The organism is Halomonas sp. KHS3, assembly GCF_000830495.1.
Lineage (GTDB): Bacteria > Pseudomonadota > Gammaproteobacteria > Pseudomonadales > Halomonadaceae > Vreelandella > Vreelandella titanicae.
In genome coordinates this window covers 121842-144386 of sequence record NZ_JWHY01000011.1, presented here as the reverse complement: position 1 = coordinate 144386, position 22545 = coordinate 121842, and the positions used below count along the sequence as shown (strand labels likewise).

At 55.8% G+C, this 22545-nt stretch carries 15 protein-coding genes and 2 pseudogenes; 10 read left to right on the top strand and 7 right to left on the bottom strand.

Going from position 1 to position 22545, the window contains the following annotated elements:
• Positions 1 to 26: 26 nt before the first annotated feature.
• Entirely contained in the window at positions 27 to 1556 is a 1530-nt protein-coding gene (locus tag RO22_RS20730; RefSeq protein WP_027956961.1) for a UxaA family hydrolase, read from the bottom strand.
• A 550-nt stretch (positions 1557 to 2106) separates the two neighbouring features.
• Here RO22_RS20730 and RO22_RS20725 point away from each other — a divergent pair.
• The 4 genes from RO22_RS20725 to RO22_RS20710 all read left to right on the top strand — a co-directional run bounded on the left by RO22_RS20725 (position 2107) and on the right by RO22_RS20710 (position 6350).
• The gene (locus RO22_RS20725) at positions 2107 to 3240 is read left to right on the top strand and encodes an iron-containing alcohol dehydrogenase (RefSeq protein WP_022521924.1); all 1134 of its coding nucleotides are present in this window, start codon (positions 2107 to 2109) and stop codon (positions 3238 to 3240) included.
• Between the two features lie 189 nt (positions 3241 to 3429).
• Positions 3430 to 4356, top strand: a complete 927-nt coding sequence (locus RO22_RS20720; protein WP_197029746.1) for a tripartite tricarboxylate transporter substrate binding protein — start codon at positions 3430 to 3432, stop codon at positions 4354 to 4356.
• 9 nt (positions 4357 to 4365) lie between these two features.
• The gene (locus tag RO22_RS20715; protein WP_041159280.1) at positions 4366 to 4860 is read left to right on the top strand and encodes a tripartite tricarboxylate transporter TctB family protein; all 495 of its coding nucleotides are present in this window, start codon (positions 4366 to 4368) and stop codon (positions 4858 to 4860) included.
• Positions 4848 to 6350 (top strand): tripartite tricarboxylate transporter permease, encoded by a 1503-nt coding sequence (locus tag RO22_RS20710; RefSeq protein WP_041159279.1) that lies wholly within the window; start codon positions 4848 to 4850, stop codon positions 6348 to 6350. The genes RO22_RS20715 and RO22_RS20710 overlap by 13 nt, the downstream gene beginning before the upstream one ends.
• Positions 6351 to 6725: 375 nt before the next feature.
• Here the strand turns inward: RO22_RS20710 and RO22_RS20705 are convergent, their stop codons facing one another.
• The 5 genes from RO22_RS20705 to RO22_RS20685 form a co-directional block, all read right to left on the bottom strand.
• Entirely contained in the window at positions 6726 to 8300 is a 1575-nt protein-coding gene (locus RO22_RS20705; protein ID WP_022521927.1) for an aldehyde dehydrogenase (NADP(+)), read from the bottom strand.
• Between the two features lie 30 nt (positions 8301 to 8330).
• Positions 8331 to 9317, bottom strand: coding sequence for an AraD1 family protein (gene araD1 / locus RO22_RS20700; protein WP_041159278.1), 987 nt, complete (start codon positions 9315 to 9317; stop codon positions 8331 to 8333).
• Positions 9318 to 9359: 42 nt separating this feature from the next.
• Positions 9360 to 10661 (bottom strand): TRAP transporter large permease subunit, encoded by a 1302-nt coding sequence (locus RO22_RS20695; RefSeq protein ID WP_009287507.1) that lies wholly within the window; start codon positions 10659 to 10661, stop codon positions 9360 to 9362.
• Positions 10661 to 11272: a TRAP transporter small permease subunit gene (locus RO22_RS20690; protein ID WP_009287508.1), complete on the bottom strand. Its 612-nt coding sequence runs from the start codon at positions 11270 to 11272 to the stop codon at positions 10661 to 10663. Before RO22_RS20690 ends, RO22_RS20695 begins: the two co-directional genes overlap by 1 nt.
• A gap of 97 nt (positions 11273 to 11369) precedes the next feature.
• Positions 11370 to 12389 (bottom strand): TRAP transporter substrate-binding protein, encoded by a 1020-nt coding sequence (locus tag RO22_RS20685; protein ID WP_022521929.1) that lies wholly within the window; start codon positions 12387 to 12389, stop codon positions 11370 to 11372.
• A gap of 238 nt (positions 12390 to 12627) precedes the next feature.
• Here RO22_RS20685 and RO22_RS20675 point away from each other — a divergent pair.
• Positions 12628 to 14554 (top strand): annotated as a pseudogene (locus tag RO22_RS20675) (IlvD/Edd family dehydratase).
• Here the strand turns inward: RO22_RS20675 and RO22_RS20670 are convergent.
• On the bottom strand, positions 14551 to 15492 hold the full coding sequence (locus RO22_RS20670; RefSeq protein ID WP_041159276.1) for a LysR substrate-binding domain-containing protein: 942 nt from the start codon (positions 15490 to 15492) through the stop codon (positions 14551 to 14553). The pseudogene RO22_RS20675 and the gene RO22_RS20670 sit on opposite strands and share 4 nt — an antisense overlap.
• A 194-nt stretch (positions 15493 to 15686) precedes the next feature.
• Here RO22_RS20670 and RO22_RS20665 point away from each other — a divergent pair, with 194 nt between their 5' ends.
• The 5 genes and pseudogenes from RO22_RS20665 (at position 15687) to RO22_RS20645 (ending at position 22517) form a co-directional block, all read left to right on the top strand.
• Positions 15687 to 16916 carry an aldose epimerase family protein gene (locus RO22_RS20665; protein WP_041159275.1) on the top strand — a complete coding sequence of 410 codons (1230 nt, stop codon included), beginning with the start codon at positions 15687 to 15689 and terminating at the stop codon, positions 16914 to 16916.
• Positions 16917 to 17006: 90 nt separating this feature from the next.
• Positions 17007 to 18002, top strand: coding sequence for an arabinose ABC transporter substrate-binding protein (locus tag RO22_RS20660; protein ID WP_009287511.1), 996 nt, complete (start codon positions 17007 to 17009; stop codon positions 18000 to 18002).
• Between the two features lie 71 nt (positions 18003 to 18073).
• Complete coding sequence (gene araG, locus RO22_RS20655; protein ID WP_027958970.1) at positions 18074 to 19567, top strand: L-arabinose ABC transporter ATP-binding protein AraG; 1494 nt, start codon at positions 18074 to 18076, stop codon at positions 19565 to 19567.
• A gap of 65 nt (positions 19568 to 19632) precedes the next feature.
• A complete protein-coding gene (gene araH, locus RO22_RS20650; protein WP_009287512.1) occupies positions 19633 to 20643 on the top strand; it encodes an L-arabinose ABC transporter permease AraH in 1011 nt (336 codons plus the stop codon).
• Between the two features lie 64 nt (positions 20644 to 20707).
• Positions 20708 to 22517: pseudogene (locus tag RO22_RS20645) on the top strand (IlvD/Edd family dehydratase).
• The last annotated feature ends 28 nt before the right edge of the window (positions 22518 to 22545 follow it).

The following is a 22545-nucleotide window of genomic DNA, read 5'->3' as shown; positions in this document are numbered from 1 at the left end:
TCAGTTAATTGCTCTTTAATGGGAGTTTAGGTGACGGCACCTACCAACCAGGGAACGAATTCATTATTACCGTAACCCAGTGATTCGCTGGCGCTCATATCGCCTGAAGCGATGGCAATAATGCGCTCAAAAATCTGCTCTCCAACACTTTCTACGCTGTCAGTGCCATCAACAATAACGCCACAGTTTATATCCATGTCTTCATGCATTTTCTCATACATGGAGGTATTCGTTGCGAGCTTAAGGCAGGGGGCGGGTTTGAAGCCTGAGACTGAACCTCGTCCAGTGGTAAAGCAGACTACGTTAGAACCGGAGGCGATTTGACCCGTGACCGAAATCGGGTCATAGCCAGGGCTATCCATAAAGTTAAAACCGCGCGTGGTCATCTTCTCAGCATACAGCAGCACGTCGTTAAGGCTCGACGTTCCGCCTTTAGCTACTGCGCCCAATGATTTCTCAAGGATAGTTGATAGCCCACCCGCTTTATTGCCTGGGGAAGGGTTGTTGTTTAGCTCAGCGCCATTTATCTCAGTGTAATGTTTCCACCAGGTGATCCGGTCGAGTAGTTTCTGTGCGACGTTCTCATTAATGGAGCGGTCTATCAGGAGGTTTTCAGCGCCATAGATTTCGGGGGTTTCGGCGAGTATAACGCTGCCACCATGTTGCACGATAAGGTCGGCGGCATGGCCCAAAGCTGGGTTCGCGGTAATACCTGAGTAGCCGTCTGACCCGCCACACTGCAATGCAACCACTAAGTGCTCAAGGGGCGCAGGTGCACGCTGCTGTTGGCCGTGTTGGGTGGCCATTTGCATGATGTGATCACAGGCCGTTTTGATGCTAGTGCGTGTCCCTCCCGCGTCTTGAATATTAAAGTAAGCCAGCCGCGAGGCATCTTCCAACCCCTTTCTTTTGACTAATGTTTTGACCTGGTTGGTCTCACAACCCAGGCCAATGATGAGTACAAAAGCAAAGTTGGGGTGCTGGGCATACCCTGCGATAACACGCTCAAGAAAGGCAAAACCTTCTGAGTCAGTATTCATGGCGCAACCAGAACCATGGGTAATGGCCACTACACCATCGAACCCCATTTGGCTTAATTCCCCAGACTGATTGAGCGCGTCCGCAGCGGCTTTAGCCACCGTGGCAGAACAGTTCACGGTAGAGAGAATACCAATATAGTTACGCGTTCCCACGCTACCATCAGCCCGTTGGTAGCCTTGAAACGTCCGTGAATGGCTAACGGTGACGGTTTTTTGATGGGGCTGAAAATCTTCCAATGAAGAACTAAGTTCAATCATGGTGAGGTTGTGGGTGTGCACATGCTCACCAGGATTAATATCCCGTGCAGCCAGCCCAATCAGTTGGCCATATTTAAAAACGGCCTCACCATTTTTGATAGGCGTGAGCGCAACTTTATGCCCCGCATCAATATTTTCTTGAGCAAGCGTGCCCTTTTTATCAATGGGTATATCTTTTGGAACTGCTTTTGAGGCAACGCCTACGTTATCCCGCGGATTGAGATGAATAATAACTGACGGGGAATTAATGAGATTCATCGTTTACCTCAAGCTGATTATTGGGCTTTTGTTGCAAGGGTCAGGCGCAAGCTTAAAAGCGATCATTGTGGGTGCACTCTAGCAAGCCGGCCGCGTACGTCGATTAGACTATTGTTCTATATAATGTTCATTGAGCGCAATGGTCATCTAGTCTAGATTGCTTTCATACACGCGGTGCACAAAGCTAATTGCCGATTGCGGCTCAGTTGGAAGGCCAGCTCACGATTACGCCGCAGATGGATGATGTGATTTGGATACGGCGCGGCCATCCATCGCTTCTTACGGCCTGTGTGTTACCAAGATCTCCCCATGGCCTTGCTGCCGGAGGCGCTGAAGGAGAGCAATCCCCTGAAGGTAATCCGCTTGGTGGATGGGCAGCGTGAACATGCCCATATTTGAGCCGCCGTTCACAGTTTTGCTAGGCGTTTTTTGTAAAGGCCTTGGCAGCTGCAAAATACATTACTAGACTGTTATCACGCAGTCATACTGTATGACACCTTGAGTGAAGAGATTGCTGGGTTCACGAGCAAAACAATAATGAGAAATGACAATGCCCCACATAATCAATTATTTAACAAAAATTCAGTTCGGTGAAAGCGCTATTGCTGAATTAGCCAATGAGCTGCAATTGCTGAAGATAAAACGACCGTTGTTTGTGACTGATAAGGGGCTCAGTGCTACCCCTCTTATCACACACGTTATTGAGTCTGCTCAGCTTGATGATGGCGCATGTGTTTTCGATGATACGCCGTCCAACCCTACGGAAGTAGCGGTAGAGCAAGCGCTTACTTACCTGCGTGAAAGCAAATGTGACGGCATTATTGCCGTTGGCGGTGGTTCCAGCATTGATTTAGCTAAAGCGGTCGCCTTACTTTTTAATCATCCTGGGCCGTTACGCCAATACGCTGCGATTGAAGGCGGCGTAACAAAAATTAAAGCCGATGTGCTGCCATTAATAGCAATACCGACAACGGCAGGAACCGGTAGTGAGGTGGGAAGAGCCTCATTGATTACCATGAAAGACAACCGCAAACTTGGCTTTCTCTCTCCTTACCTGATTCCTTCGGTCGCTATTTGTGACCCTCGTTTGACGCTAGGTCTACCACCTTTTTTGACCGCCGCCACGGGTATGGATGCGATTGCTCACTGCGTTGAAACCTTTTTAAGCCCCAAAGTGAATCCTCCGGCTGAAGCGATTGCTTTAGATGGGCTGACGCGCGCTAGCAAATATCTAGTAGAGGCAGTTGAAAACGGCGAAAACTTAACGGCTAGAAATGAAATGATGATGGCGGCCCTTGAAGGCGCCATGGCTTTTCAGAAGGGGCTGGGAGCGGTGCACTCCTTATCCCATGCATTAGGCGGCCTGCACGAGTTAAAACTTCATCACGGTACGCTCAATGCTGTGTTGATGCCGACTGTGCTTAGATTTAACCAGCCCGGCTGTGAGGAAAAATATGCTTGCCTCAAAGACGCGATGGGTCTCAATCCTAACGACGATTTAGCTGAAGCATTTGAAAAGCTCAATGTGAAATTGGGGATGCCTGCTAGCTTGAGCGAAATGGGCGTCATGGAAGAGCACTTGGATCAACTGGCTCAGTGGGCATTGGAAGATCATTCTACGGCGACCAATCCGCGCGCGCCCTCTAAGGAAGACTTTTATGACATGCTCAAAGAGGCTTTCTGATAAATAGAGTTCTGTCCACTTAATAGTCCGTGAAGGAGGTCTTTGACAAGAAAAACGTAAAGTAATAAAGCATGCAGTTCCAAAAATGATAATTAATTGTAAGCAATACATTACTAAAGGAAAATGAATATGATAATTACAAACCATTCCCTTAAAACTATTTTTGCTTCAAGTATAGCCGCAGCTGTTATGACAGCGTCTGGCTCTGCCCTTGCGGATTACCCCGAACGCCCCCTTACGTTGATTGTGCCTTGGGCTGCTGGTGGTGGCACTGATGCGACGGCGCGAACTATCGCCCGTGCTCTGGAAGAAGAGCTGGGGCAGAACGTCAATGTTGTCAACCGAACAGGGGGCAGTGGCGTTGTTGGTCATACCGCCATGATTAATGCTGAGCCGGATGGTTATACGATTGGCTTGGCTACTGGCGAAGTTAACATGATGCATTGGTTGGGTTTAACGAACCTTACGTATGAAGATTTTACGCCTATTGCTCAAATCAACTACGACTTTCCAGGCATACAGGTAGCAGCCGACTCTCCTTATGAAACCCTTGAAGAGCTCCTTGAAGCGATACGCTCTGAACCTAAAGGCACGTTTACTGCTTCGGGTACTGGCCAAGGCGGTGTGTGGCATCTAGCCTTTGCTGGCTTTTTGATGGATCAAGGTATTCCCGCCGACCAAGTGATTTGGATTCCTAGTGAAGGAGCAGCACCAGCGATGACTGAGCTGGTGTCTGGGGGGATTGATATCGTACCAAGCTCGGTGCCTGAAGCCCGCTCAATGATCGAGGCCGGTCGCGTTAAGAGCTTTGCGGTAATGTCTCCAGAGCGTATACCCAGCTTCCCTGATGTTCCCACCACTAATGAGTTAATCGGTAGTAGCTATCAAGTGGGCGAGTGGCGTGGAATTGCAGGGCCTAAAGGCATGGATCCAGAAGTAGTAGCAACACTTGAATCAGCACTAGAGACTGCTTACAACAGTGATACTTATCAAGGGTTTATGAGTCAGCAAGGTTTTGGTACCGAGTGGCGTAACGCGGAAGAGTTTGGCCAACTCATGGAAGATATGGATAGCGTATTCGGTGAAATTGTTGAACAAGTTGGCTTAGCTAACTGAGGAATGACAATGCGGGATTTTTTCGCCGGAATAGCGTTCGTTATTGCTGGGATTGTTACGATCATTACTGCCCAGCAGTTTCCTACTCTACCAAGCCTGCAGTATGGACCTTCGCTTTTCCCCTCCCTCATAGGGGGGGGATTTTGCCTCGGTGGGGCTGTACTTGCCTTGAATGCATTATGGCTTAGACAAAAAGCTGTCGCGCAAGAAGCACACGGTAGTCCATCCCTAGCTGGCTCACTGCCTGAGAAAAAGAATTGGGCAATGTTGTTGCCACCAGTATCGATTGTCTTTTATATCCTGGCAAGCGACTACCTTGGTGCAATGTTGACGATAATGATCATTATGTTTTTGCTGATGTTATTAAGAAAAACATCACCCTACATAGCATTGGCAACATCTCTAGCAGTGTCGTCAGCTATTTATTTTATCTTCTCGCGCTACTTGCTCGTTCCATTGCCGCAAGGTCTTCTATTAGGGGGTAGCCTGCCATGGATATCTTAATGAATGGGGTTGGGCTGGTTTTAAACTTTGAAACCTTGCTGGTTATTTTAGCGGCTTCACTGTTTGGTATATTTGTAGGTGCAGTCCCCGGCCTTACTGCGACAATGGCAGTAGCGCTATTAGTACCTTTAACTTTCTACATGGATACCATCCCGGCTATTGCTGCCATTGTAACGACATCGGCGATGGCGATCTTTGCGGGTGATATTCCGGGTACCTATCTAAATATACCGGGCACGCCTGCATCGGCTGCTTATGTAGGGGAGTCCTACGCATTAGCGAAAAAAGGCAGGGCAAGAGAGGCCTTAGGTATTAATTTAGTATGTTCTGTTTTTGGCGGTATTTTTGGCACCATCGTTTTAATTGTTGTGGCTCAATCCCTTGCTGAGGTAGCGCTGCAGTTCAGTGCATTTGAGTACTTTTGGCTTGCGGTGCTCGGGTTAAGCTGTTCAATTTTTATTTCAGTTGGTTCTAGAACAAAAGCATTCCTCTCACTTCTTTTTGGCATTCTGCTTTCAACCGTAGGGCTTGATATGATGAGTGGTGCTCCACGTTTTACATTTGGAGTGCCCGACCTTATGGCCGGTATTAACTTTATACCCGTTATGATTGGTATGTTTGCTCTAAATGAACTGATGAGCTATTACGCTTCAAAATCTGAGAAGAAAACAATCAGTATCGTCGATAACGATAGTGTCTTCCACAATGTACCTGGGCATATTAAACGTTACTGGCGTAACATGATACGTGGTAGCTCAATCGGCACGTTGATTGGTGCACTGCCGGGCGCGGGTGCAGATATTGCGGCCTGGATCTCGTATGGTGTGGGAAAGGGTAGGTCAAAAGAGAGTGCCAAATATGGCACCGGTAATATAGAGGGCATCATGGATGCAAGCTCCGCTAATAATTCCGGTATCAGTGGTGCATGGGTGCCCGCTTTAGTCTTTGGGATTCCAGGTGACTCTATTACTGCCATCGTCATTGGCGTTTTATACATGAAAGGGATGAATCCTGGGCCCACTATTTTTATGGATGGGAGTGGATTGATCTATGCGCTGTTTATGGTGTTTATTTTAGCTAATTTGATGATGCTACCTATTGGCTATATGGCTATCCGACTTTCAAAGTTTTTCATCCTAACACCCAGCCGGGTACTAATGCCCATAATATTATGCTTTTGCATTGTGGGGGCTTTCGCTATCAATAATAGCGTTGTGGATATTTGGTTAATGCTTATTGTAGGGCTAGTGGCTTATGTATTGGCTGTGAATGACTTTCCAATGGCGCCAGCCATTCTTGGTCTAGTGTTGGGTTCCGTTGTTGAAAATAATTTCATGAGCGCAATGTTGCGTACCGGTGGTGACTTAACGAGCTTCTTTGCAAGACCAATCAGTGCGGGGCTTGGCATTGCGGTGATTTTACTATGGTGCTCACCGCTTATGATTAAAGCTTATCGCTATCAGCAGCATAAATCAGGAAGTGTATATTAGGGCCTGTTGACGTTTCATCGCGAACCGCGTTGCCCCACAAAGCGCGTCAGACAAGGCGCAAAACGCTGGGAAGGGTGGTTCCCTTTTCAAGTTTTGCCACGCCGTATGGCGCGCTTTGTGGGGCAACCCGAAGGGCTGGGCCCGTTTTTATCCGCGGCGGCGTTAGTCGTCGTTCATTTGGAACCACCAAACGTCTCTCCTCCTGCCTTGCCGCGAATAAAAACGGGCTCCAGCGCGGCCGCGAGTGAAACGTCAACAGGCCCTAGTCTGTCAGTTACTATGAAATAAGCGCAGCGAGGCAAATATGGCCTCGCTGCGCTAGTTCGTAAGTCTGTTTTATAAGACTATCGTGAAGCCATCGCTGGCTTTATTACGTTATTCACGCTTGCCATCGACCAGGCGCGATACTCCTGCAGGATTGCCATCACGAATAGCGTCGGGCAGTAGCCCTTCCGGCAGTGCCTGATAGCACACTGGGCGCAGGAATCGGAAAATCGCCGCGCTACCTACTGAGGTCGTGCGTGAATCCGAGGTGGCAGGATAAGGGCCGCCATGCACCATGGCGTGGCACACTTCTACACCCGTCGGCCAGCCGTTGGCCAGGATACGTCCGGCCTTGCGCTCCAGCGTCGGCAGCAGTTGCTTGGCAGTCGCCAAGTCACCGTCATCCATCTGCAGCGTAATGGTGAGCTGGCCTTCTAACTGAGCCGCAACGCGGGCCACTTCCTGGGTGTCAGCACAGGCGATCACCAATGAAGTCGAACCGAACACCTCTTCCTGTAACGCGGGGTCGCTCAGAAACGCCTCGGCTTGGGTAACGAACAGCCCGGCCTGGCAGGGGTGAGCTGTCTCACCTGCCTGGCCGCGTGCCACCTCGGTCACCTTGGCGTGGCTGGCGAGTCGGCCTACGCCCTGTTGGTAGGCATCATGGATACCCGGCGTCAGCATGGTCTGGGCAGCACTGCCCTTAACTGCTTCACCGGCCGCCGCAACAAAGGCGTCCAGTTCAGGGCCCTGAACCGCAATGACTAGCCCCGGGTTGGTGCAGAACTGCCCGGCACCCATGTTGAGTGAACCGACAAATCCCTCCGCAATCGCTTTACCGCGTGCCTTGAGGGCTTCCGGAAGTAGAAACACCGGGTTAATGGAGCTCATCTCGGCGTAAACCGGGATCGGCTGCGGCCGCGCCTGGGCGGTAGCCATGAGCGCCGTGCCGCCGTTACGTGAACCGGTAAAGCCTACTGCCTGGATGCGAGGGTCGGCAACCAGCGCCTGACCGATTTCGCGGCCCGAGCCAAACAGCAGCGAGAAAACGCCCTCAGGGAGTTCGCACTTGGCAACGGCGCGTTGAATGGCGCGACCTACCAGCTCAGAAGTGCCGGGGTGGGCAGAGTGGCCCTTGACCACTACCGGGCAGCCGGCGGCCAGTGCGGAGGCGGTATCGCCACCGGCAACGCTAAAGGCGAGCGGGAAGTTGCTGGCGCCAAACACTGCCACCGGGCCCAGGCCGATATGGCGCTGACGCAGGTCGGCGCGGGGCAGCGGCTGACGATCGGGCATGGCCGGATCGATACGTACATCCAGCCATTCACCTGCGCGCACTACCGAGGCGAACAGCCGCAACTGGCCACAGGTACGTCCACGTTCGCCCTCTAAACGCGGGCGGGGCAGGCCGGTTTCGGCCATGGCACGTTCGATCAGCTCATCGCCGATCCCTTCGATCTCGGCGGCAATGGCTTCAAGAAAGCTGGCCCGCGCCTCTAAGGAGGTCTCGCGATAGCTATCGAAAGCCGCCTCGGCTAATGCGCAGGCCTGTTCGACCTCGGTCTTGCTGCCGCCGGGGTAGGCGGGCGCCAGCGTTTCGCCGGTGGCGGGATTTACCGCATGAATGTCAGCCTGTTGGCCGCTAATGGCCTGCTGACCGATCAGTAGTTTACCTTCCAGAGTCATACTTCCTCCTGCTGGGGTGGTTAGAGTACGTTAAAGCGACTTTACGCTGATGGGCGGTGCGTCTGCTTCCACCCGTAGAGGGTTGCGCAGGGCGCGACCAAACTCCTTGATTTTGATCTCAAAGCGATCGCCCTCGCGCACCTTGATGCCGTCGGCGAAGCTCAGTGTCGCGGTACCGAAAAAGTGCACATGCACATCGCCGGGGCGGCGGAAGCCCGGGTATTTAAAGTGGTGATATTCCAGGTTGGCCAGGCTATGGGCCATGTTGGCCTCGCCGGTGAGAAAGGGCTTCTCCCACACTGTTTCACCACTGCGATGAATAGCGCTGTTGCCTTCCAGATGATCAGGTAGTTCGCCGATCAACAGTTCGGGACCAAAGCTGCAGGCGCGTAGCTTGGAGTGAGCTAACCACAAGTAGTTGAAGCGCTCGGTCACGTGATCAGAAAATTCGTTACCGAGGGCGTAGCCGACCCGCCAGGGCTGGCCGTCATCACCAATCACATAGAGGCCCGCCAACTCAGGCTCCTCGCCTGCATCTTCGGCGAAGGCGGGGGATGGAATCTCCGCTTCTGGCGCCACCACGCACTGGCCATCGCCCTTGTAGAACCACTCCGGCTGTGCACCTACCTGGCCTGCATCGGGTTTGCCGCCCTCCACGCCCAGCTTGAACATGCGCATGGAGTCGGTCATATCCTCCTCCGCGGCCTGGGCTTTGGCATGCATTGCCGAGCGGGTATCGGCACTTCCCAGGTGGGTAAGGCCGGTGCCGGTGACCAGGCAGTGGGCCGGGTCGGTATGGGTCAGCGGGGGTAGCAACTGTTTAGTGTCGACCAGCGCTTGATAATCCAGGCGTGTGTCGGTCAATGCTTCCGTCAGCATGTCGCTAAGTGGCTTGCCGGCGGCAATGGCCCGATTGGCCAGGGTGTAGGTGTCGCAGTCGAGCAGTCTGACCTGCTCTTCGCTTTCGACCAGGGCGGCGCGAACCTGGCCCTGGTGGTCACACTGAATCAGTCGCATGGCGGTCTCCTTATGCAGAGTCAGTCAATAGTGTAGCGGTCATCATAGTGGCCAAATGGCCAGTTGCGGCCACATCAATAGCGCCGCGAGTACGCACAGCTGAATGGCCATAAAGGGTAGTACGGACAGGTAAATATCCTTGAGGCTGATATCCGGCGGTGCCACGCTTTTAAGGTAGAAGGCGGCGGGCCCAAAGGGTGGCGACAGGAACGATACCTGCATATTCACGGCGAATAGAATGCCGAACCAGATCGGATCGAAACCGAGCTGAATAACGATGGGTAGAAAGATCGGCAGAGCCAGCATGGCGATCCCGATCCAGTCTAGGAATAGCCCCAGCACGAGCATAATCGCCATCATCACCAGAATGATCACAATGGGCGCTACATCGAGTCCCAGGATCAAGCTCGAAACAAAACGGTTGCCTCCCATTAAATTATAGACGCCCACCAGGGCGGCGGCGCCGATGCCGATCCAGATGATCATGCCGCAGGTATTCATGGTCTGCCCAAGGCTATGGTGCAGCATACCCGGGGTGAATTCGCCGCGAACAATAGTGGCGAGCAGTACACCGAAAACACCCATGGCCGCGGCTTCGGTGACCGAGGCGATACCACCGTAGATAGTGCCCAGCACTAAAAAAGCGATCAGCCCTGGTAACAGAATGGCCTTAACCGCGTCCAGCTTAGTGGCGAAAGGGTTATCCTGGGTATCTCTATCTAACGGCGGGCCCAGTGCGGGATTTCTCAGGCAGCGCACCAGCACATAGGCAATATAGCAACCCATCAAAATCACCGCTGGCGTCACGGCTGCGGCGAACAGGTCAGCAATCGATACGCTGGCGATCAGACCGTAGATAATCAGCACGATTGAGGGCGGCATCATGGTGCCCAGGGCGCCCCCGGCACACACCACCCCAATAGAGAGGTGTTTGTCGTAGCCCAGGCGGAGCATTTGGGGCAGCGCCAGAATCCCAAGCAGCACGATCTCACCACCGATAATGCCCGAAAGAGCGGCCAGGAAGAACGCTACCACGATGGTCTGCACCGCCACGCCACCTGGCAGGCGACCGGCGAAGACGCGCATGGCGTTGAACAGGTCTTTGGCGATTCCGGAGCGATCCAGCAGTGATGCCATCAACACGAACATGGGCACCGCCACCAGCGAATACTCGGTGATAAACCCATAAACGCGGCTGGTGACCAGGGGCAGCGCCGCCTCGCCGAACCAGCCGAAGGTGAACGCCATCGCTACCAAGCCGGTGATAAACGCCAGCGGCAGACCGGTGACCAGTAGCGCGAAAATGGCCCCGACCATGAGGATCGTTGCGGTTGAAATATCCATCAGCGCGCCTCCTCGATGTTGGCAGCGGGTTTCGCTTTAATCGATTCCCACAGATGCAGGCAGGCCTGTAGCGTCATCAACACCAGAGCAAACAGAATCATGCCCTTGACCATAGCGGGAAAGGGCGGATTCCAAGAGGTGCCGGAGCGCTCCAGCGACCACTCACCGAGCGGGTTATGCGAAGCTCCCCAGAACATATGAAAGGCGGCATAGCTCATCGTCAGGCAGAAAATCAGAGTGAGCAGGTCGTTGAAACGATCCATCCAGCATTTCAACCTGGGCCCGGCGCTGTCGTAAAGCACCTTGACGCGGATATGGCTATTGCGCGCCATGGCCGCTGGGCCGCCCAGTACAAAGATAACGGCGATCAGAAACACGACGGTTTCGTGTACCCAGGAGGTGGGGTTGTTGAAACCGTAGCGCATAAAGACTTCGACGACGCTGATGCCCATCGCGACCAGCACGAGCCAGGAAACGGCACGGCCGCCCCGTGCAATTAAGCGGTCTAAAGCATTACGTTCGGGAGACACCTCCTCCACCGTTTCGAGAATCTCGGGGAGATCCTGGGTATTCGGCGAAGGAGTTTGATTGTCAGGCGTTTTTTGGGACATGGCGCGACTCTACGCGCAGCGCTCGGGGTGTTTGCCCGAGCGCTGCGTTGGTTAGATTAATGAGGCCGGTTGTGAGCAGAGAGTTGAGAGCACAGAGTTAGAGCAGATTGCGCGAGCGCAAAAAGGCGGTCGCCGAGTCATAAATCTTCTGAGTCATCTCATTTTCACCCGCCCACTCTTGCCACTCCTGCTCAGCCGCGGTGCGGAATTTCTGACGCTCTTCTTCGGGCAAGTTGAAGGGGTGAACGTCTGGGTCATCCTGAAGCCGCTGCAGGGTCTCAATATCCTGCTCCTTGAGGCGGGCAATCAGGTCGTAGGCCATGCCATCAAAGGCGGTATTGAGGGTCGTCTGTAGCTCCTCGGGCAAGCCATCCCAGATGTCTTTATTGATCGACACAGCGATCATGGGCATGGAGTGAAAGCCAGGGTAGAGCGGGTAGGGGGCGAAAGCGTGCAGACCCATGGCGTCGTTATTCGAGAGCACCGTGGAGTCCGCGGCGTCGATCACGCCTTTTTCCAGGCCGGTATACACCTCAGAGCCCGGCAGGTTGACGGGCGTGGCGCCAATGCGCTCGAAGATGTTGTACACCATGCCTTGAGGGGCGCGGATTTTTAACCCTTCAAAGTCAGCGATGGATTCGATGGGCACCGTGGAGGGTACCGACTCCAACGGAAAGGTCGCTGCGCTGATCAAATGGGCGCCATAGGGTTCGACCAGTTCGTTGTAAAGCTCTTCACCGCCGCCGTATTTCATGTACTCCAGGAAATCGTAGGGGTTCTGCCAGGCGCCGACAAGGTTGCCGAGCATACCAAAAGCCGGATCTTGGCCAGAGAAGTAGCTTGGGTCGGTCATATGACCCTGCAGAATCCCTGAGCTAACGGCGGTCAATGTCTCAGTAGGGCCAACCACGGAATTAATCGGCATTACCTCGATTTCAACACGGCCATCAGTCATTGCCGTAATGCGCTCGGCCCACTCTTGTTTGATCTTAAAGCTGGGTTCGCCCGAGGTTTCTGACGCCTGAAATTTCCATTCGTACTCGGCTGCCTGGGCCGCAGAGAGGCCCAGCAGTAGCACGGAACCAGTGAGTAGCGAGCTGTATTTCGATTTGAGCATAGCACTATTCCTCAAGTTTTTTGTTGTGGAGAGCGTGGTGGTTAACGCTGTAATGCAACGGGCCAATGACCCACGTGGGAGGGTAATGTTGAACATTAAGAGCAATTGTTCAACATATACTTTTGTATGGTCGACTAGATTGACGGGGTAGTTTAGTGTCTTGCGCATTCGGCACCCACTCTCGACGCCAACTCTCAGGTCGTCAGCCGTCACCGAACTAAAACAAGGAGTTAACCTCATGGGCCAACGTCAACGTCCGCTGCGCAGTGCTGAATGGTTTGGCACGGCTGATAAGAACGGTTTTATGTACCGCAGTTGGATGAAAAACCAGGGCATTCCCGACCATGAGTTTCAGGGCAAACCGATCATCGGTATCTGCAACACCTGGTCGGAGCTCACACCTTGCAATGCGCACTTTCGTAAGTTGGCGGAGCACGTGAGGGCAAACCGATCATCGGTATCTGCAACACCTGGTCGGAGCTCACACCTTGCAATGCGCACTTTCGTAAGTTGGCGGAGCACGTGAAGCAGGGCGTGCTGGAAGCGGGGGGCTACCCGGTGGAGTTCCCGGTGTTCTCCAACGGCGAATCCAACCTGCGCCCCACGGCGATGTTTACCCGCAACCTGGCTAGCATGGACGTGGAAGAAGCGATTCGCGGCAACCCCATCGATGCGGTGGTGCTGCTGGTGGGCTGCGACAAAACTACCCCGGCGCTACTGATGGGCGCGGCGAGCTGCGATATTCCCACCATCGTGGTCACCGGCGGGCCGATGCTCAACGGTAAGCACAAAGGTAAGGATATCGGCTCTGGCACCGTGGTCTGGAAGCTCTCCGAGCAGGTCAAGGCGGGTGAGATTTCACTTCACGACTTTATGGCCGCCGAGGCGGGCATGTCCCGTTCTGCGGGCACCTGCAACACCATGGGCACCGCCTCCACCATGGCCTGCATGGCCGAGTCGCTGGGCACCTCGCTGCCGCACAATGCAGCGATTCCGGCAGTCGATTCTCGCCGCTACGTGCTGGCGCACCTTTCGGGTAACCGGATTGTCGAGATGGTCAACGAAGACCTGCGGCTCTCCAAAATCCTCACCAAGGAAGCCTTCGACAACGCCATCCGTACCAACGCCGCCATTGGCGGCTCCACCAATGCGGTGATTCACCTCAAGGCGATTGCCGGACGGATTGGTGTGGATCTGACCCTGGACGACTGGAGCCGAGTGGGGCGCGGCACGCCCACGGTGGTCGATCTACAGCCCTCGGGGCGGTTCTTGATGGAGGAGTTCTACTACGCCGGTGGCCTGCCCGCGGTGCTTAGACGCCTGGGCGAGGCCAACCGGCTGCCCTTCAAGGACGCCTTGACCGTCAACGGCAAAACCCTGTGGGAGAACGTCCAGGACGCCCCGCTGTACAACGACGAAGTGATTCGCCCGCTGGATAATCCGCTCACCGCGGACGGCGGCATCTGCGTGGTGCGCGGCAACCTCGCCCCTAATGGCGCGGTGTTAAAGCCCTCGGCAGCCACGGCCGAACTCATGCAGCACCGAGGTCGTGCGGTGGTGTTCGAGGACTTCGACGACTACAAGGCGCGCATCAACGACCCGGACTTGGACGTGGAAGCCAATGACATTCTGGTCATGAAGCACTGCGGCCCACGTGGTTATCACGGCATGGCGGAGGTGGGCAATATGGGCCTGCCGCCCAAGATCCTCGCCCAGGGCATTACCGACATGGTGCGCATCTCCGACGCCCGCATGATCACGGCATGGCGGAGGTGGGCAATATGGGCCTGCCGCCCAAGATCCTCGCCCAGGGCATTACCGACATGGTGCGCATCTCCGACGCCCGCATGAGCGGTACCGCCTACGGCACTGTGGTACTACACGTCGCCCCCGAAGCCGCTGCCGGTGGCCCGCTAGCCGCCGTGCGCAACGGTGACTGGATTGAACTCGACTGCGAAAGTGGCCGGCTGCATCTGGAACTCAGCGACGAAGAACTGGCCTCGCGCCTGGCCGAAAGTGACCCCACTGCCGCCTCAACGCTGATTGCCAGCCAGGGCGGCTACCGCCAGCTGTATATCGAGCGGGTGCTCCAGGCGGACGAAGGCTGCGACTTTGACTTCCTGGTGGGTTGCCGCGGGTCTGACGTGCCGCGGCACTCGCATTAATTGGACTGAGCAATCACTTCCCGCAGAGTGCTCATTAATGCGGCGGCACCGGGGGAGAGTCGCTGGTGGCGTAAGCTCACCAGCCCATAGGGCTGAACGCTTAGCGCCTCGCTAAATGGCAGTAGATGAAAACGCTGCGGTGGGCAGAGCAGGTCAGCGGCTTCCCGTGTAGTCACCGTGATGGTATCGGATTTGTCGACGAGGGCCAGCGACAGCAGCAGGTCAGCGGTATCGACGATCTGGCGGGGCGGCGCGACCTGATGGTGCAGAAATAGGCTATCCACCCGCTGGCGCATCAACGCGCCAGCGGGCTGCAGCGACCAAGGGAAGCCCGCCATATCAGCAAGGCTCAGCGTTTGTTTATCGGCTAATGGATGCCCTTGGCGGCACACAAAGCAGAGTTCCTCCTCGCCAATCTCCTCGAAGACAAAGCGCTCGGCATCGACGCCTGCGGGTATGCGGGTAATCGCGAAATCCAGTTCGCCTTCCAGTAGGCGTGGTACCAGCACTTTGCTGACATCCACATCTACGCTGATTTTTAGCCCTGGCCGGTCGCGGTGCACCCGTTCGATGGCGCTGGTGAGCAGCGTAACCGCTGGCGCCATTACCGTGCCGACGGCTACCGTGCCGGCACTGCCCTCGCCGAGAGCGTTTAGCTCCTCACCGGTGTGGCGTAGCGCTGAGAGCATGCTGTGGGCGTGGCGAATCATAATTTCGCCATACCAGTTAGGCGTTAGCCCACGGGGGTGGCGATCGAACAGCCGAATACCCAGGTTGGCTTCCAGGTCGCTGAGCAGTTTTGAGGCGGCGGGTTGGCTCATATTGAGCTGAGCCGCCGCGCGGTGCAGGTTGCGCTGCTCGTCCAGGGCTAAAAATAGCTGAAAATGACGCAACTTTAGTCGCACGTCTAAAAACCAGTTTTCGCCGAGAATGCCCATGGCATAAGCCTCGTGTTGTTATTGATACTTAGAAGTATATCGATAGTGAGGCATTTGTATATTGGTTGGTTATGCCAGACATGGCTACTGTAGTGTCTGTATCGGTCATGATGAACTGTGGTAACTCACTGAGTTTTCTGACCAAGCCTAACAACAATAATTTAGCAACAAAGTATGCCTCCAGGAGGAAGCTCATGCCTCTCATGTACAGCCAACGATTAAGAAATGGTTCACCTCTTCTGCTCGGTGCAATTGCCGCGGTGCTGTTGGCAAACACTGCACAAGCCCAGAGCAGTTCTGAAGCCAACGCGAGCAGCAGCGTCGGCAGTGGTATCCAAACGTCGGTGTTTGGTCATCTACCCGATGGTCGCCAGGTGGATGTCTATCAACTTACCAACGCCAATGGTATCGAGCTGCGGGTGACCAATTACGGTGGCATCATTCTGTCGCTGAAAACCCCTGATATGGACGGTAAGTTTGACGATATAGCGCTGGGCTTTGACTCTTTGGAAGCCTACCTCTCCGATGAGTACCGTCAGGCCAATCCTTACTTCGGTGCCATTATTGGTCGTTACGGCAACCGTATTGCGGGTGGGCAATTCTCCCTCGATGGAGAAACCTATTCATTGGCTACCAACGATGGCAGCAACCACCTGCATGGCGGCGACCAGGGATTCGATAAAGTGCTATGGCAGGCCGAACCATTCGAGAGTGACGCAGGCAATGGATTGGTACTGCGCTATACCAGTGAGGATGGCGAAGAGGGCTACCCCGGTAAGTTGGAGAGCGAAGTTACCTATACGCTGACCGATAATGACGAGCTGATGGTGGATTATCGGGCGGTAACCGATAAAGCCACCCCGATTAACCTAACCCAGCACAGCTACTTCAACCTAAAGGGTGAGGGTAGCGACACCATTCTCGATCATCAGCTGATGATCAATGCCCCTGAGTTTACCCCGGTCAATGACACCTTGATTCCAACCGGTGAGATCCGCTCGGTGGAGGGCACGCCGTTTGACTTCACCCAGGCGACGCCCATTGGCGAACGGATCGAGCAGGAGAACGAGCAGCTTGCCTTTGGTGGCGGTTATGACCACAACTTTGTGCTTGCCCGCGATAACGCTGCATCAGATGAGCTGGTCTTGGCTGCCAAAGTATGGGAGCCCCAAAGCGGACGCCTGGTGGAAATCACCACCACCGAACCCGCGATCCAATTCTATTCCGGCAACTTCCTTAACGGCGACCTGACCGGCAAGCAGGGCCAGGCCTACGGGCACCGCTCCGGCTTTGCGCTGGAAACTCAGCACTACCCTGACTCTCCCAATCAAGAGGCGTTTCCCAGCACGATCCTAGAGCCGGGCGAGACTTATCGCTCACGCACGGTCTATCGCTTTTCCGCGCAGCAAGACCTGGGCTCGTAATCTCGATTCATCATTACTATTACCAACCGTCAGTGGTTAGTAATCAAAAATATCAATAAAAACAACTCTCAAAATAGCAGGAGTACAACAATGAAATTGACGACAACATTTACCCGTTTAGCACTTGGTAGCGCGATTATGCTGGCCTCACTAGGGTCAGTACAGGCCCAGGAAGACGAGGTGAAGATTGGCTTTATCGTTAAAAAGCCGGAGCAGGCGTGGTTCATTAACGAACAGGAGGCGGCTACTGAAGTAGGCGAAGAGCTCGGTTTCGAAGTGGTACGCCTTGGCGGCGAAGATGGCCAAGAGGTGCTTAGCGCTATTGATAACCTCTACTCCCAAGGCGCTGAAGGGTTCGTAATCTGCCCGCCAGACGTACGCTTGGGGCCAGCGATTATGAACCGTGCTAACCAGTACGGCATGAAAGTAGTCACTGTGGATGACCAGTTTGTTAACTCAAGCGGTGAGCCCATGGAGGGCGTGCCGCACCTGGGTATGTCGGGCACCAAAATTGGGCGTCAGGTGGGCGAAGCCATTAACGCCGAAATGGAAGCGCGCGGCTGGAACCCCGAAGAGGTAGCCGCGCTGCGGATCACCAACAACGAACTGCCGACCGCCGTTGAGCGTACCGACGGCGCCACCGAGGCGCTGATAGCCGCGGGATTCCCAGAAGATAATATTTTCGACGCGCCTCAGCAGAGCACCGATACCAGTGGGGCTTTCTCTGCTGCCTCGCCGGTGCTTTCCCAGCGTGGCGATTATGAGCACTGGGTGATCTATGCCCTTAACGAAGAGAGCGTGCTCGGCGGTGTTAGGGCTACCGAGCAGTATGGCTTAGCGCCGGAAGATGTGATCGGCGTGGGTATCAATGGCTCCGGCGCCGCCTTTGCCGAGTTTTCCCGGGATAACCCCACTGGCTTTCACGGCACGGTAGCGGTCAGTTCCACCATGCACGGCCGCCAGACCGCCGAAGACCTCTACCGCTGGATTAGCGAGGATCAAGAGCCCCAGGCCAACACTGAAACCTCCGGCACGTTAATGACGCGCGACAACTGGGAAGAAGTGCGCGCAGCGCTCGGTCTATAAAGCGCTTGATTGGCAATGAAAGAGGCCTGTAACGGGCTCGCTGTTACAGGCCATCTGTGGAGTATTCATGCATGTCTGATGCTTATTTACGGTTCGACGGGATTAGCGTGGTGTTCCCCGGGGTGCGCGCGCTGGATGGGGTGAGCTTTGCCGCCCACGCCGGTCAAGTGCATGCGCTAATGGGTGAGAACGGCGCGGGTAAATCCACCCTGCTCAAGGTGCTCAGTGGCGTTAACCGGGCAGCCGAAGGCGCGCTATGGATCGATGGCCAGCGCCACGTATTCAGCAACGCCCGGGAGGCGCTGCGGGAAGGCATCGCGATTATCTACCAGGAGTTGACGCTCTCGCCCAATATGTCGGTGGCCGAGAATCTGCTGCTGGGCCAACTGCCCACACGGCAGGGGTTTGTTAACCGCCGCGAGTTAAAACAAAAAGCCCTGGCGATTCTGGCTGATCTTGGCGAGGGGGAGATTCACCCCTCGACCAAGGTGCGCGAGCTCTCCATCGGCCAGCAGCAGATGATCGAGATTGGCCGTGCGCTGCTGCGAGACGCCAAGGTTATCGCGTTCGATGAGCCCACCAGTAGTCTCTCTATTCAGGAGATTCGCCAGCTAAAACGTATCGTCCAACGACTGCGTGATGAAGGGCGGGTGGTGCTCTACGTGACGCATCGCATGGAGGAGGTGTTTGAGATGTGCGATGCGGTCACCATCTTCCGCGATGGCCAGCATATCCGCACCCATGAGGATATGTCGGCACTCAATCACGACCTGTTAGTGAGTGAAATGGTCGGCCGGGATATCGACGATGTTTACGGCTACCGCCCGCGCACACAGGGCGATGTGGTCTTGAACGTGGAAGGAATCCACGGGCGCGGCCTCAAGGCGCCGGTGAGTTTCTCCGTCAAACGCGGGGAAGTCTTCGGGCTGTTTGGTCTGGTGGGCGCGGGGCGCAGCGAACTGCTGAGGCTGATCTGCGGGGTCGAATCGCCCAAGGCCGGCAGCGTACAGTTCAACGGTGAATCGCGACGTTTTAAAAGCCCTGGCGAGGCGATACGCGCCGGTATTGCCATGTGTCCAGAGGATCGTAAATCCCAGGGTATTTTCCCGGTGGCCAGCGTGGCTGACAACCTCAATATCAGCTGCCGGCGCTTTTTCAAACGCTGGGGCATGTTTCGCCACCCCGGCCGTGAGCGGCGCAATGCCGAGTCGTATATCCAGCAACTCAGTGTTAAGACACCGGGGCCACGTACGCCGATCGGCAAACTTTCCGGCGGCAACCAGCAGAAGGTGATTCTAGCCCGCTGGCTTGCCGAGGAGATTGATCTGTTTGTGATGGACGAGCCGACCCGAGGCATCGACGTCGGCGCACGGCGGGATATTTACTCGCTACTTTACGATTTGGCCGAACAGGGCAAAAGCGTGGTGGTGATTTCCAGTGACCTGGCAGAAGTCAGCTCCATCTGTGACCGCATCGCGGTGATGCGCGACGGTGAACTGGTGGACATAGTGCCGCGGGAATCGGCTACGCCGGAACGCCTGCTGGGCTTGGCGCTACCTGCCTAAGTGTCAGCTTTTTTTAAGGTTTTCAAGATATTCGTTTTTAAGAGAACAAGTTCAGGACAACAACCATGACAACTAATAATGCAACCCAAGGCGAGACTGCGCCTGCCCGCCCGGCGGGCCGGCAGGGGCTGATCAAGCCACTGCGCACGCTGCTGGATACCTCAGGGCTGATTGCAATTTTCTTGCTGCTGTTTGTGGCCCTGGCGGTACTCATCCCGGACTTTCTGACCGGCCGCAACATGGTTGGGCTACTGCTCTCGATCACCCTGATCGGCAGTTTGGCCACCACCATGATGCTGGTGCTGGCACTGGGTGAGGTGGATCTCTCGGTGGCCTCTACGGTGGCCTTTGCGGGGGTGGTCGCAGCGGTGGTGACTTCCAGTACCGGTAGCGTGTTTATCGGCGTGATCGGTGGCATTGTCGCTGGGGGCGCGGTGGGCGCTTTTAACGGCCTGGTAATTGCCAAGTTCGGTATTAACTCGCTGATTGCCACCCTGGCAGCAATGGAGTTTGTACGCGGGCTGGCCTATATCACCTCCGGCGGCGACGCGGTAATGATCACCGTGCCGGGTTTCTTTGACCTGGGCAGTGCCTCGTTCCTCGGCCTAACCCTGCCGGTCTGGACCATGCTGGCCTGTTTCGTGATCTTTGGTGTGGTGCTCAACATGACCGCTTTCGGGCGCAATGTGCTGGCCACCGGGGGGAACTCGGAAGCCGCCGCGCTTGCCGGGGTTAATGTTCGCCGCCTCAAGATTATTGTTTTCGGCCTCCAGGGCGTAGTGGCGGGTGTCGTAGGTGTACTGCTAGCTTCACGCATGGGGCTGGGCGACCCCAATACCTCCATGGGCCTGGAACTGGCGGTGATTTCCGCCTGTGTGCTGGGCGGTGTGGCGCTATCCGGCGGCGTTGCCACCATTACCGGTGTGGTGGTCGGTGTACTGATCATGGGTTGTGTCCAGAACGCCATGGGGCTGCTCAACGTCCCCACCTTTTACCAGTACCTGGTGCGTGGCGCGATTCTGCTGCTGGCGGTGATGTTTGACCGCTGGAAACAGACCCGTCGTCAGCGGGCCTGACGCTTAAGCCGTTACCCCTTTATTAGTTGGTCACTTTTTTTCCGGTTTGTACGGAGGCTTTGTTATGTCTGATCGTCAGCGCCCATTACGCTCTGCCCAGTGGTTCGGCACCGCCGATAAAAACGGCTTTATGTACCGCAGTTGGATGACAAACCGATCATCGGTATCTGCAACACCTGGTCGGAGCTCACACCTTGCAATGCGCACTTTCGTAAGTTGGCGGAGCACGTGAAGCAGGGCGTGCTGGAGGCGGGTGGCTACCCGGTGGAGTTTCCGGTGTTCTCCAACGGCGAATCCAACCTACGGCCTACCGCGATGTTTACCCGCAACCTGGCCAGCATGGACGTGGAGGAAGCGATTCGCGGTAATCCCATCGATGCGGTGGTGCTGCTGGTGGGCTGCGACAAAACCACCCCGGCGCTACTGATGGGTGCGGCAAGCTGCGACATTCCCACCATCGTGGTCACCGGCGGGCCAATGCTCAACGGCAAGCACAAAGGTAAGGATATTGGCTCCGGCACCGTGGTCTGGAAACTCTCTGAGCAGGTCAAGGCGGGTGAGATTTCACTCCACGACTTTATGGCCGCCGAAGCGGGCATGTCCCGTTCTGCGGGCACCTGCAACACCATGGGCACCGCCTCCACCATGGCCTGCATGGCGGAATCCCTGGGCACCTCGCTACCCCACAATGCGGCGATCCCTGCGGTAGACTCTCGCCGCTACGTGCTGGCACACCTTTCGGGTAACCGGATTGTCGAGATGGTCAACGAAGACCTGCGGCTCTCCAAGATCCTTACCAAGGAAGCTTTCGACAACGCCATCCGTACCAACGCCGCCATTGGCGGCTCCACCAACGCAGTGATTCATCTCAAGGCCATTGCTGGGCGGATTGGTGTGGATTTGACCCTGGACGACTGGAGCCGTGTAGGCCGCGGCACGCCCACGGTGGTCGATCTACAGCCCTCGGGGCGGTTCTTGATGGAGGAGTTCTACTACGCCGGTGGCCTGCCCGCGGTGCTCAGACGCCTGGGCGAGGCCAACCGGCTGCCCTTCAAGGACGCCTTGACCGTCAACGGCAAAACCCTATGGGAGAACGTTCAGGACGCCCCGCTGTATAACGATGAAGTGATTCGCCCGCTGGATAATCCGCTCACTGCGGACGGCGGCATCTGCGTGGTGCGCGGCAACCTGGCCCCCAACGGTGCGGTGCTCAAGCCCTCAGCAGCCACGGCCGAGCTGATGCAGCACCGAGGTCGTGCGGTGGTGTTCGAGGACTTCGACGACTACAAGGCGCGCATCAACGACCCGGACTTGGACGTGGAAGCCAATGACATACTAGTCATGAAGCACTGCGGCCCGCGGGGTTATCACGGCATGGCGGAGGTGGGCAATATGGGCCTGCCGCCCAAGATCCTCGCCCAGGGCATTACCGACATGGTGCGCATCTCCGACGCCCGCATGAGCATCACGGCATGGCGGAGGTGGGCAATATGGGCCTGCCGCCCAAGATCCTCGCCCAGGGCATTACCGACATGGTGCGCATCTCCGACGCCCGCATGAGCGGCACCGCCTACGGCACCGTGGTACTGCACGTAGCGCCCGAAGCCGCTGCCGGTGGCCCGCTGGCCGCGGTACGCAACGGTGACTGGATCGAGCTCGACTGCGAAAGTGGCCGGCTGCATCTGGAACTCAGCGACGAAGAACTGGCCTCGCGCCTGGCCGAAAGTGACCCCACTGCCGCCTCAACGCTGATTGCCAGCCAGGGCGGCTACCGCCAGCTGTATATCGAGCGGGTGCTCCAGGCGGACGAAGGTTGCGACTTTGACTTCCTGGTGGGTTGCCGCGGTTCTGATGTGCCGCGGCACTCGCATTGATCGCTTTCCCGGCGCTAGCGGATCGCAA